The 12738-nt window shown below is 64.2% G+C and carries 7 protein-coding genes and 1 tRNA gene; 6 read left to right on the top strand and 2 right to left on the bottom strand.

The window, feature by feature from the left end:
- Positions 1 to 37 precede the first annotated feature (37 nt).
- Complete coding sequence (locus KU887_RS11775) at positions 38 to 382, top strand: DUF4212 domain-containing protein (protein WP_060211706.1); 345 nt, start codon at positions 38 to 40, stop codon at positions 380 to 382.
- A gap of 3 nt (positions 383 to 385) precedes the next feature.
- Complete coding sequence (locus KU887_RS11770; RefSeq protein WP_006482756.1) at positions 386 to 2401, top strand: sodium:solute symporter family protein; 2016 nt, start codon at positions 386 to 388, stop codon at positions 2399 to 2401.
- Positions 2402 to 2477: 76 nt separating this feature from the next.
- Here KU887_RS11770 and KU887_RS11765 read toward each other — a convergent pair.
- Positions 2478 to 2568, bottom strand: a tRNA-Ser gene (locus KU887_RS11765).
- 57 nt (positions 2569 to 2625) lie between these two features.
- Positions 2626 to 4806 (bottom strand): TonB-dependent siderophore receptor, encoded by a 2181-nt coding sequence (locus KU887_RS11760; protein ID WP_258250072.1) that lies wholly within the window; start codon positions 4804 to 4806, stop codon positions 2626 to 2628.
- Between the two features lie 343 nt (positions 4807 to 5149).
- Here KU887_RS11760 and KU887_RS11755 point away from each other — a divergent pair, with 343 nt between their 5' ends.
- The 4 genes from KU887_RS11755 (at position 5150) to KU887_RS11740 (ending at position 12738) form a co-directional block, all read left to right on the top strand.
- Complete coding sequence (locus tag KU887_RS11755; RefSeq protein WP_006482752.1) at positions 5150 to 5779, top strand: LysE family translocator; 630 nt, start codon at positions 5150 to 5152, stop codon at positions 5777 to 5779.
- Between the two features lie 418 nt (positions 5780 to 6197).
- The gene (locus KU887_RS11750; protein ID WP_060264706.1) at positions 6198 to 8975 is read left to right on the top strand and encodes a type VI secretion system Vgr family protein; all 2778 of its coding nucleotides are present in this window, start codon (positions 6198 to 6200) and stop codon (positions 8973 to 8975) included.
- A 23-nt stretch (positions 8976 to 8998) separates the two neighbouring features.
- Positions 8999 to 11260: a membrane protein gene (locus KU887_RS11745; RefSeq protein ID WP_034201524.1), complete on the top strand. Its 2262-nt coding sequence runs from the start codon at positions 8999 to 9001 to the stop codon at positions 11258 to 11260.
- A complete protein-coding gene (locus tag KU887_RS11740; RefSeq protein ID WP_162838537.1) occupies positions 11257 to 12738 on the top strand; it encodes a virulence factor in 1482 nt (493 codons plus the stop codon). The genes KU887_RS11745 and KU887_RS11740 overlap by 4 nt, the downstream gene beginning before the upstream one ends.

Here is a 12738-nt window from a genome sequence, read left to right as displayed (position 1 = left end):
CGATTGCCCGCGCAGGGGCTTTTTGCTACATAACGGCATGACCGTTCCGACCCGTTCGGCGCCCGCCGCGCCACCTCCCGTTCCCGAGCCGCTCGCGCGTGCGCATGCGCGCTACTGGCGCTTCAACGTCGCGCTGATCGCGGTGCTGATGGTGATCGGCTTCGCGGTGTCGTTCATCGTGCCGTTCTTCGGACCCGCGCTCGCCGGGATTCGCTTCGCCGGCTTCAGCCTGCCGTTCTATGTCGGCGCGCAGGGCGCGATTCTCGTCTACCTCGTGCTGATCGTCGTCTACATCGGGCTGATGCAGCGCGCGGACCGCACGCTGCGCCGCGCATACGACGAGCATGCGGCACGCGCCAGCCATCCGAACGGCGGGCGCTGATTCATGTTGACGCGTCGACTGATACGCGCATACGCGCTTTATACGCTCGGGTTTCTCGGCTTCGTGCTGCTGATGTGGCGGATCGAGCGCGCGACCGGCTCGGGCGTCTGGATCGGCTACGTGTTCCTGTTCGTGCCGATCGCCGTGTACGCGGTGATCGGGTTGTTGTCGCGCACGTCCGATCTCGTCGAGTATTACGTGGCCGGGCGGCGCGTGCCGTCCGCGTTCAACGGGATGGCGACGGCGGCCGACTGGCTGTCGGCCGCGTCCTTCATCGGCCTGGCCGGCTCGCTCTACGCCACCGGTTACGACGCGCTCGCGTACGTGATGGGCTGGACGGGCGGATTCTGCCTCGTCGCGTTCCTGCTCGCGCCGTATGTGCGCAAGCTCGCGCGCTACACGATTCCGGATTTTCTCGGCACGCGTTTTTCGAGCACGGCCGTGCGCGCGCTCGCGGCCGGCGCGGCGATCCTGTGTTCGTTCGTGTACCTCGTCGCGCAGATCCAGGGGATCGGCCTGATCGCGACGCGTTTCATCGGCGTCGATTTCGCGATCGGGATCTTCTGCGGGCTCGCGGGCATTCTCGTGTGCTCGTTTCTCGGCGGAATGCGCGCGGTCACGTGGACCCAGGTCGCGCAGTACATCATCCTGATCAGTGCGATCCTGATTCCGGTCTCGCTGATCGCGATGAAGAACGGGCTCGGCCCCGTGCCGCAGTTCAATTACGGCACGCTGATGGAGCGCGTCGCGGCGCGCGAGGCGCAGGTGCGCGACGCGCGCGACGAGCAGCAGGTGCGTGATGCATACCGCCGGCAGGCCGCGGATATCCAGACGCGGCTCGACCGGTTGCCGGCGTCGTACGCGGATGCGCGCCGGCATCTCGTCGACCAGCTCGCGGACCTGCGGCGCCACAACGGGCCGCTGCGCGAGATCAGCCTGCGCGAGCGCGAGTTGGCCGATTTCCCGCGCGATCCCGCGGCGGCGCGCGTGGCGTGGACGCAGGTGCGTGACGACCTGCTCGCGCGGGCCGAGCCGCCCGTGCCGATGCACGAGCCGTTTCCGGCCGCGAGCGAGGATGAACGCAAGCCGCGCGAGCGGAACTTCCTCGCGCTGCTGCTGTGCCTGTCGCTCGGCACCGCGAGCCTGCCGCACATCCTGACGCGCTACAACACGACCACGTCGGTCGCGTCGGCACGGCGCTCGGTCGGCTGGACGCTGTTCTTCATCGCGCTGTTCTACCTGAGCGTGCCGGTGCTCGCGGTGCTGATCAAGTACGAGATCCTCGCGAATCTCGTCGGGCGGCCGTTCGCCGAATTGCCGGCGTGGGTTACGCAGTGGCATCACTTCGAACCCGACCTGATCAGTGTCGTCGAGGTGATCCGGGACGGCATCGTGCACTGGTCGGAAATCCAGATGCAGCCGGACATGGTGGTCCTGGCCGCGCCGGAGATCGCGGGGCTGCCGTACGTGGTGTCGGGGCTGATCGCGGCCGGTGCGCTGGCGGCGGCGCTGTCGACCGCGGACGGGCTGCTGCTGACGATCGCGAACGCGCTGTCGCACGACGTCTATTACTGCATGGTCGCGCCCGATGCGTCGAGCCAGCGGCGCGTGACGATTTCGAAGGTGCTGCTGCTGGGGGTGGCGCTGTTCGCGTCGTATGTCGCGTCGCTCAATACCGGGAAGATCCTGTTTCTCGTCGGCGCCGCGTTTTCGCTGGCGGCGTCGAGCTTCTTTCCGGTGCTGGTGCTGGGGGTGTTCTGGAAGCGCACCACGACGCGCGGCGCGATTGCCGGGATGGTGACGGGGTTGGCGGTGTGCGTGTACTACATCGTGTCGACTTATCCGTTCTTCACGCAACTGACCGGGTTCGCCGGGCGCCCGTGGTTCGGGATCGAGCCGATCAGCTCAGGCGTGTTTGGCGTGCCGGCGGGGTTTGCGGTGGCGATCGCGGTGAGTCTGTGCGACAAGCGGCCGGATGAATACACGCGGGCGCTGGTGGATTACATTCGGCACCCGTGATCAGCGGGGCGGGGGGGAGCGCGTATCGACGTGCGTCCGGAAACGAAAATGCCCGCGGGCGCGGGCATTTGAATTCTGGCGGAGAGAGGGGGATTCGAACCCCCGATAGGCGATTAACCTATACACGCTTTCCAGGCGTGCGACTTAAACCACTCATCCATCTCTCCGGAAGACCGAGAGTATAGCAAACTCTGGCGGCAGCCCGCCACTCCCTTCGGCGCCCGTCAGAAATCCGTCGTCATCGACAGCCACACCGAGCGCGGGTCGCCCTGCGTCAGGTATCCGCCGATCGTCGACGACCAGTACGACTTGTTCGCGACGTTGCGCACGGTCGCGCGGAACGTCGTCTTCTTGCCGAACACGTCCGTCGCGTAACGCGCACCGAGGTCGAAGCGGTCCCACGCCTGGATCGACATCGTATTCGCGACGTCCAGGTACTGCGGCCCGGTGTGGATCCAGCGCGCGGTCAGCGTGAGCCCGCGCAGCATCGGCACGTCGTATTCGGCGCCCGCGTTGAGCAGGAACGACGGCACGCCGATCGGCCGGTGGCCGTCGTTCGTGCCGCCGGCCGTGTTCTGCAGCGTCGCGTCGAGGTACGTGGCGCCGGCGATCAGCCGCACGCCTTTCCACGGCTCGCCGTACACGGCCGTCTCGATGCCGCGGTGCCGCTGCGTGCCGTCGGCGCCGAACAGGTTCGTCGCCGGATCGGTGTACGCCATCGGCTTCTCGATCTGGAACAGCGCGAGCGACGCGCCGTACTGGTCGGTGTCGTAGCGGACGCCGGCTTCATATTGCTTCGACCGGTACGGTGACAGCGCCTGGCCCGCGTTGCGCGCGGTGTTGGGCGCGATCTCGCCCTGCGCGAGCGCTTCGCTGCGGTTCGCGAAGATCGACACGTTGCGCCACGGCTTCACGACGAGACCGAATACCGGCGTCGTGATCGCGTTGCTGTAGGTGCTGGTGACCGCGCCCGTGTAGTCGAAGTTGTCGACCGAGATCGACTGGCGCCGCGCGCCGAGCGTGAACAGCACGCGGTCGTCGAGGAAGCCGAGCGTATCGGACACCGCGAGGCTGCGCAGCCAGGTCTTCGTGACCGTGCCCGGATCGTTCATGTCGCCGCCCGCGTAGGCGGTGGGCGGCGACGCGACCGGCGCCGGATCGTAGAGCGTCGTCGGGAACGCGTTCGACATCGTGTAAGCGGACTGGCTGTCGATGCGGATGAACGACGCGCCGGCGGTCACGAAGTGCGACACGGGGCCGGTCGTGAAGCGGCCGCGCACGCCGGCCTCGGCCGACTGCGCATCTTCCTTGTGCGGCACGCTCAGGCGCGAGCCGGTCGTGCCGGACGACGAGTAGGTCGGCGTGTAGTAGTCGCCGTGCTCGTTCGTATGGCGTGCGCCGGCCGATACGTAGGCCGTCCACGCGGGCAGGAAGTCGTACTCGGCGCGCACGATGCCGACCGTGTCCTCGAGTTCGCTGAAGCTCCACGGCTGCGCATAGTTGTGCGTCGCGGACGGCACGGCGGGCAACGGGCTGCCGCTGACCAGCACGATCGGGCGGCCGTTGTCGATCCGCTGCCGCTGATACAGGAAGTCGCCGGACAGACGCAATGTGTCGCCGCGCCAGTCCAGCGACACGGCGGTCACGTTGCTGCGGCGGCGCTCGTCGTCGACGGCGGTGTCGCCGCCGCTGATCGACTGGTTCACGCGCACGCCGAACTGGCCTTCGCTGCCGAACCGGCGGCCGAGGTCGACATGCGTGCCGAGCGAGCCGGATGTCGCGCCGTCGACGGTGACGCGCGTGAGCGGCTTGTCGTCCGCGTGCTTCAGTTGCAGGTTCACGCCGCCGCCGACCGCCGAGCCGTTCGGCGATGCACCGTTCAGGAATGCATTCGCGCCCTTGAACACGTCGACACGCTCGACCGCATCGGTCTGGACGAGTTGCCGCGGCGTGACGCCGTACAGGCCGTTCAGCGACACGTCGTCGCCGGCGAGCGCGAAACCGCGGATGACGAACACCTGCGAGAAGTTGCCGTAGCCCGATGCGCTGCGCACGGCCGGATCGTTGTCGAGCACGTCGGCGAGCGTGCGCGCCTGCTGGTCCTCGATCAGTTTCGACGTATAGGTGGTCATGCTGAACGGCACGTCGCTCGCCTTTTGCCGGCCGAGCACGCCGAAATCCGCGCCGCGCGCGACCTGGCCGCCGGCGTAGGTCGGCGCGAGGTCGCCGGGCAGCGGCTCGGCCGCGCCGGTCACGTTGATCGACGGCAGCACGGTGGCGTCGGGCGCGGCGTTGGCGGCGGAAGTGGCCTGCTGGGCCCCGGCGGCGGCCGGGAAGGTGCAGGCGAGTGCAATGCCGAAGGCAATCGGCGTGAGACGCAGGACGGGTAACGAAAGTGTCGACATGGGACGCAAATCGGGTGTGGTCGGTGATCCATCCCAGGGCGGCAAGTCGGAATCCGGGCGGCGTGACGCGTCCGTGCTGTCGCGGACGTATTTTTATCGAGCGGCGGAGTCTAACGTAAACGAGAATCATTGTCGTTTACGGAGGGGTCGGTCCACTATTTGAGATAACTGGGTGCGGTTTACCGGCGACGGTGCACAACCGCCGAGCGGGCGTCGGGGCGAGCATGCGATCATGCGAAGACCGCATTCGTCGTAACAAACCGTGCGCACCGGTTGCGGCCTGGTGGCCCGATCACGACGACGATGCCGTCCGTACCGCACTCTTCAAAAGGAACGCCACGCCATGTCGCTCTCCGCCTTGCTCGCCTTTGCGCTGATCCTGTCCGTCGGTGTCGCGACGCCGGGCCCGACGGTGTTGCTCGCGATGAGCAACGGTTCGCGCTACGGATTGCGTCACGCGATGGTCGGCATGCTCGGCGCCGTCACCGCCGACGTCGTGCTAGTCGCGCTGGTCGGGTTCGGCCTCGGCGTGCTGCTCGACGCGTCGGAAACGGCGTTCGTGACGCTGAAGCTGCTCGGTGCGGCGTGGCTCGCGTATGTCGGCATCCGGATGCTGATGTCGAGCGGCGGGGCGGCGGCTGCGCAGCCCTGCGTGCCTGCGACGCCCGATCGCCGGAGCGCCTTTCTGAAGAGCTTCTTCGTCGCGATGAGCAACCCGAAGTACTACCTGTTCATGTCGGCGCTGCTGCCGCAGTTCGTCGACCGGTCGCATGCGATCGCGCCGCAGTACGCGATTCTCGCGGCGACGATCGTCGCGATCGACGTGATCGGGATGACCGGTTACGCGCTGCTGGGCGTGCATTCGGTCCGCGTATGGAAGGCCGCGGGGGAGAAGTGGCTGAACCGGGTCAGCGGATCGTTGCTGCTGATGCTCGCGGGGTACGTTGCGCTGTATCGCAAGGCCGTGCATTGACGCGGTGGCGCAGCGGGGAAGCATCGTAGCCTCGTGCCATCCGGACGAGATGACGTCGGCCGAGGATCTGCATTTCGGCCGCGACGTTCGCCGGTATCGACGGACGATGGGATTCACGATTCGTGACTTGGCGGTGCAGTTCGTCCGGCCCGTATCGGGAGTGCGGCACGGACGGGACCGACACCGCGACGACGCTCGAGGGGCGCGGGACGGGATCGGCCGACTTCGAAAGAAAGTGAACGGTTGAGCCCGTTGCGCGCCGTGCAAAAAGGATTCTAAATCCTGTCAAAAAGCCGTCACCAACCTGACAAATTTGCTATGCTCGCCGAAAACCAGACGGGCGGCACTCCCAGGACGGACCAGCGGGCGTGATTGCTCGCCGAACAACGAAGTCAAACAAAATCCTGAGAGTCACGCTGTGAATACAGCCGAATTACTACGCACGTTTGCGTCGGGGGTGGTCGATCAGAACAATCGACCGGTTCGCATGAACTGGGGGCCTGCCCAGAAAACGCTCGAGCAAGTGCTTGCGCTCCAGTATGCCGATATCCGGGAAGGGCTGATGACGGGTATCGAGGGGCATCTGACCTGCGTGTCGGCACGGGCCGATCTGCCGATCCGCAGCTTCATCGGACTGCCGGTTTCCGTCGAGATGACGACCGATCGCGGGCGTCTTCATCCCATCAACGGCATCGTCACCGACGTCCGCACCGGGCAGTCGGACGGTTCGCTGACCTGCTACCAGCTGACGATTCGCGACGTGCTGTCCGTGATGGAGCGGCGGACCAATTCGCGGTTGTTTCGGTCCAAGAGCCTGCCCGACATCCTGGGTGTGCTGCTTCAGGAATGGCGCCAGCGCAGCTCGGCGCTCGCGGGCGCATTCGAGTTCGACCTGTCCGGTCTGCAAGCCGCGCGTTACCCCGCGCGTGAACTCACGCGGCAGGTCAACGAGTCGGACGCGCACTTCATCCGGCGGCTGTTGCGACGGGACGGGGCGACCGTATTCGTCAAGGCGGGCAAGGCAGGCGAGCGGGCGAGCGGCCAAGCGCACGACACGCCGGTGCATACGCTCGTCTTTGCCGATGACTCGATGAAGTTGCCGGAGACGGTCGCCGGCACGATCCGATACCATCGCGACGCCGCCACCGAGGCGCGCGACTCGATCACGCTGTGGGCGACGAGCCGCCGATTGATCCCGGGCAAGGTCGTCCGGCCGACGTGGGACTACAAGAGCGGCCGGATGTCGCAAACCGAGCAGGCGACGATCGTCGATCAGGGCGACGGCGGCAACGACCTCGGGCATTTGCTGGCCGACGTCGTCATCGATATCCCGCATGCCGGGGATTCGTCGTCCGATCTCGACCGGATCGGCAAGGACCGGATGCTGGCGCATGAACTGCGTGCCGAATCCGTCGACGGCGTGAGCAATGTGCGTGATCTTGCCGTCGGTCACTGGTTTGCGCTCGCCGAGCATCCGCAACTCGATACGTTGCCGGCCGAACAGCGGCAGTTCGTCGTCACGTCGCTTCATCATTGCGTGCGCAATAACCTGCCGAAGGAACTGAACGAGCGCGCGCAATCGCTGTTCGCGGCAAGCCGCGTGCTGTTCAACGCGGTGCCGGCCGACCTGAGCGGCAAGCCGGGCGACGAAAGCGACAGGCGCTACGAGAATACGTTCTCGTGCGTGCGGCGCGGCGTGCCGCTGACGCCGGCCTACGATCCCCACGTCGACTTGCCGCCGGTTCATCCGATGACGGCGGTCGTCGTCGGGCCGGAGGGCGAGGAGGTGTTCTGCGATGAAATGGGCCGCATCCGGGTGCGAATCCAGGGGCTCAGCGCGGACGATCATGCGCACGCGCAGGGCGCCGGCACGAGCGGCACGCCGTCCGACAGCGCGCCGGTGCGCGTCGCCTGCGCGCTCGCCGGGCCGAGCTTCGGCGCGAATACGTTGCCGCGCGTCGGCATGGAAGTGCTGATCGGCCATATCGGCGGCGATCCGGACCGGCTGGTCGTGATGGGCGTGCTGGCCAACGGGCCGAACATGCCGGCGACCTTCAGCCATACCGGCGCACTGCCGGGCAACCGCTATCTTTCCGGCACGAAGACGAAGGAAATCAAGGGGCAGCGCTACAACCAGATCCGCTTCGACGATACGCCCGGGCAGATCAGCAGCCAGCTGGCGAGCGAGCATGCGTACAGTCAGCTGAACCTCGGCTATCTGACGCAGCCGCGCGACAACGGGCAGGGTACGGCGCGCGGCGAAGGCGCGGAGTTGCGCAGCGATGCGCATGTGGCGATTCGCAGCGGCAAGGCGATGCTGATTTCGGCCTGGGAGCGGCTGCGCGCGAGCGACGGCCACCTCGCGCGCGACGAGTATCTGCAACTGATGCAGGAATGCGTCGAACTGTTCAAGAGTCTCGGCGACTATGCGGGCCAGCATCAGGGCGTGGCGCCGGATACGCAGCCGCACGATGCGCTCATGACCACGGTGAAAGGCTGGCCGAATGGCAAGGCGTCCGACGGCGGGGAGTCGTCAGGCGCGTCGATGGCCGCGATCGGCATCACCGCGCCGGCCGGCATCAGCATGGCGACGCCGAAGACCGTGACGACCCATGCGGGCGGTAACGTCGATGTCGTCGCGCAGAACCACCTGCAGTACACGAGCGGGCAGCGGATCAACCTGCAGGCCGGGCATGGCGTGGCGATGTTCGCGCACAGCGAGGGCGTGTCGGCGATCGCCAACCAGGGGAAAGTGGCGCTGCAGAGCCAGAACGACGACACGCAGATCGATTCGGCGAAGAACATCCAGATGACGGCGGGCGGCGGCAAGCTCGCGGGTATGGCCAGCGAGCAGGTCGTGTTCGTGACGTCGGGCGGCGCGTACCTGAAGCTGCAGGGCGGCGATATCGAGCTCGGGTGTCCGGGGAGTTTCACCGTCAAGTCGGCGTCGCATACGTGGGCCGGGCCGGCGAGCATGAGCGCCGACTTTCCGAAGTTCGACCAGGGCTCGCTGGGGCGGGTGCCGAAGCTGGTCCGGGCCACCGACGGACAGCCGGTCGAGGGCATGGAAGCCGAGGTGCGAAAGGCGTCGGGCGAATTGATCAAGGGGAAGACCGACGCGCAAGGCAAGCTGGCGCCGGTCAGCAGCGACCAGTTCGAACAATTGGCGGTTCGCTTCTTCAAGTCGAGAACCTGAGCCGAGTCTTCAAGAAAAACAACATGTTCAACTACAACTTTGCGCAGAACCCGGGCGGGCAACCGTCGACGGACGACCCGTCGCAGACTCCGGTGGGTGGTGGACTGGGGACGACGCTGTTCAACCGCAACGACCTCGAGTGCGTGATGCAGATGCCGCTGCCGGGCGTCGTCATTTTCGTGCACGGGGTGAATTCGGAAGGGGAATGGTTCCAGGAGGCCGAGAAGGGGCTGTGTGCCGGGTTGAACCGGCGCATGGGGCGTTATGACGATCAGCTGTTCCATTGGGGGCCGGTGGCCGGGCAGATGACGCCGGTCAGCTATATCGAAAGCCTGACGCCGGACGGCTTCCTGAATCCGGAAATGTCGTCGAAGACGTACATCAAGCCCGATCCGTCCTTTTCGCCCGTCATCCACTTTCGGTGGGGCTATGCCGCGAATGCGCAGGAGCTGAAGGAGTATGGCGACAAGATCATGCTCAACGAGAAGAATTACTGGGGCGGTGGTCCGTTCGCGGGCGGGTGTTCGAGCCTGCCGGATCTGTGGAACGACGGATTGAACGATCGGCTCTTTCTGTGGCTGACCGTTCAGCACATGAACAGCATCGGCAATCGAAAAATCTACTCCACGCCGCCGCGCACTTACGGCGTGCTTGGCGCGCTGCGGCTGGCACGCCTGGTCGAGTCGATCCGTAAACGACAGGCCGACGCGCCGATCACGATCGTGTGCCACAGCCAGGGAAACATGATCGGCCTTGCCGCCGCATTCCTCGGCGACCGGTTGCCCGAGGTGACGGATCAGTGGGGCAAGAAAGGGCGCTGCGTCGCCGACACTTATGTGCTCGCCAATCCTCCGTACAGTCTCGTCGAGGCCAACATGACCGACTCATGGGCCCAGCGCGGGGTGCGCGACAAGAACGGGCACGTGGGGCGCGAGACCTATGTGGCGCGCAAGGAGACGTTGAGGGCGTACTTCGATATCCTGCGTGCCCGGGCCGAGCTCGAGATGCCTGCGGAGGATCTCGATCGCGCGATGGAAAGCGCGAGACCGTCGAAGGATGGAGGCAAACCGTATAGCGCAGCCAAGGACCGGGAGGCGCATGGGCTGTACCAGAAAAACACCTACGGAAGAGTGACGCTGTACTGCTGCCCGCACGATCAGGTCATTTCCGCCCTGACCGTTCAGGGAATCGGCTGGCGCGGGATGAGTATCGATGAAATCAGTGCGACGAATGCGTGGGGCGTTTTTTCGCAACGCGTGTTCGCGTCGAATTTCGAGGTGGGCGGAGAGAGCAAGCTCTATCGGTACTGGCAGGATGACTGGCGCAAGGACAAGAACCAGAAGGAAGGTTTCTGGTATCCGCCATCACCACCGGCGCGGTATGGTCTTGGACGAGGGATGCATTCCAATGAAGGGTGGATCGCGAAGATTTTCACGCTTGCAACGAGTCCGGTCTTCTACCTGTTCAATTTGACGGACATGGCAGTCAATGCCGAGCCACCGAAAAATTGGGAAATCCCGATTACGGCGCCGATGCTCGACAAGGAAACGCGCTTCCTCCCGCAGGCGTTGCGCTACGGTAAGCCGTCGGGCGCTTGCGATGCGCAAGGGAAACCGATTGAGGAAGGGCGCTTCAACGAGGGTTACGATCCGCCGTCGGCTGGGCGTGACGCCAACAAGGAGAACAAGCGTGATGACGATCCATACGACAACTTCGACGCGAAGTCGGAAAAATTCAAGACCGAGGGTGATGCGCTGAAGGCGCAGGGGGACGCGGCGTCCGAGGCTGCGCAGCGGTATGAGGATCATTCCATTCTTCGGATGGAAGCGAGAAGGTCCGGAAATCGCCGCTGGGTCGACAAGAACGGAAATGTGGTCGGGGAGGATAATCCGGCGTCAGCGAGTGCTGACTATACCGAATGGCGGAACAACGAGATATTCCAGATTCTGAACGGCGGGGACAAGAATAACCCCACCAACCATTCGACCATCATGACCAACAAGGATCATGCTGAAAAGGCACTGGCTTACGATGTGGCAATTGGGCTGTGCTATCTGACAGAGACGGATTGGCAGGACCTCAGGATTCAGGCTGATTGGCGATTTGCCAATAGTCTGGGTGATGAGGGTCAGAATGGTAAGATGGCGGAATACATTTTGACTGGAAAGTGCGATAAATCATTTTTGCAGGATTGGGTAGTCAAGGATGCTCATGCAAAAATGCCTTCCAAGATACACGACGAGCGAGATGGTGGATTTTTCATGAAGCTTGGAGGCATTTTATGAGATCGGCCATTGCTACGTGGCCGCGTCGATTTGGAGTCGCCGGCGGTGCATTGCTTCTTGCGTTGGGTGTATCGGTTTTAATATTGGTTTCGTCTGATGAGGCGACAGGAGCGCTGTTGAGCATGGGAACTCTGATGAAGCGGTTAGTCCTGGTTCCAGGGCTTGTGGCAATCATGGTATTTGCATTTGCAACTGTGATGGCGGGGCCGCGAGCAGTTGCGGCCTCATTGAACGAGAAGGCGGCTCCGGCCACCGGAGTTGGGGCGTCCAGGCCATTCGTTGCTCAGGTCGTCGGGCTTGGCTGGATGAACCCGCTGCAGCGCAAGGATTACAGTACCGAGTGGCAGACATTATGGACGCTCGGCCTGGTAAAGCCGAATGTCAACGATGATATGGTTCGGGTTAATCCTAAAAAATATTCAACCTTGCAACCGATTGCTATCGTGGCCGATGGTCGCCGGGGGCGTGAATCATTTTCCGGATTCTATAAAAAGTATGTCAATGAATTGCTGATCCTTTTCAGGACGCGATATTTTACGAATGAGGACTATTTTTACACGGTTAGCGCGGATAGCCAGAAGAAGTGGCGGGAATTGGCTGGCATGCATATCGAGCTCGCCATCCCCTCGGGCCGACTCGATCCTGGGCTGGCGTCGGCACATTTGCGAGATCAGATTGTTAACTTCTTCGAAATAGGAAATCCGTCCGCCAAAAATTTATGGAGCCACGACACACCGCCGGATGTGCACGTGACATCAGGGCAGGGGAATGCCGGCTTCACGTCGTTGAATGCGGCGCTGGACTATCTGGCCGCCCACCCCGACAAAAGCGCGTGGGTGATGAACTGGGATGCGCCGAGTTTCCCGCCGAACGACGAACAGATCAACGAGAACATGGTGGTGCTGTTCCTTGCCGGCCCGGATCTGAAGACCGAGCGCGAGCCGCTGGCGTGGATCGGTAAAGCCGCTCGAAGCAACGTCAAGGATTTCGACGCAAAGCAAGGCGCGAGTCGCGCGGTGCAGGCATGGAAGTCGACGATCGATACGGCGGCGACTAATGCAGGCGTGCCGGTATCGTCATTGAATTACATCGTGCACGACGCGGGCAAGGGCAGCGATGCTGCATCGACAAGAATTGCATCGCTGTCGCAGACGCTGACGGAAGTACTGCCGGAATACGATTTCCGTACGCAGACCTTCAATACGTCGGCACTGCTCGGTGACATGGGCGCCGGCGCGGCGCTGACCGATGTGGCGCTGGCGATCGGCCGAGCGAATCACCTCGGTGGAAATGTGCTCGTAGCCGGAACGACGGACCCCGAGCATCCGACGGCAGTCGTCGTCGTCGCGCCGTCGAAGCTGACGCCGATCGACGCCGGCAAGGACTGGTTCCGCGCACGCGGTGAGAACAACGCGTACTTGCCGTGGTGGGGGCGCCGTCACGACGCGCGCCCTGCGTCGCAAGGCTATTCGGAATAA

The organism is Burkholderia sp. EMB26 (assembly GCF_024730645.1).
GTDB classification, from domain to species: domain Bacteria; phylum Pseudomonadota; class Gammaproteobacteria; order Burkholderiales; family Burkholderiaceae; genus Burkholderia; species Burkholderia cenocepacia.
Note: the sequence above shows the minus strand (reverse complement) of the source record. Positions and strands in the feature narration are given on the sequence as shown.

Bases quoted from the DNA above. Each gene is read 5' to 3' on its own strand.
- KU887_RS11745 (WP_034201524.1), top strand. From the start codon at position 8,999: ATGTTCAACTACAACTTTGCGCAGAACCCGGGCGGGCAACCGTCGACG.
- KU887_RS11755 (WP_006482752.1), top strand. From the start codon at position 5,150: ATGTCGCTCTCCGCCTTGCTCGCCTTTGCGCTGATCCTGTCCGTCGGT.
- KU887_RS11740 (WP_162838537.1), top strand. From the start codon at position 11,257: ATGAGATCGGCCATTGCTACGTGGCCGCGTCGATTTGGAGTCGCCGGC.
- KU887_RS11760 (WP_258250072.1), bottom strand. From the start codon at position 4,806: ATGTCGACACTTTCGTTACCCGTCCTGCGTCTCACGCCGATTGCCTTC.
- KU887_RS11775 (WP_060211706.1), top strand. From the start codon at position 38: ATGACCGTTCCGACCCGTTCGGCGCCCGCCGCGCCACCTCCCGTTCCC.
- KU887_RS11770 (WP_006482756.1), top strand. From the start codon at position 386: ATGTTGACGCGTCGACTGATACGCGCATACGCGCTTTATACGCTCGGG.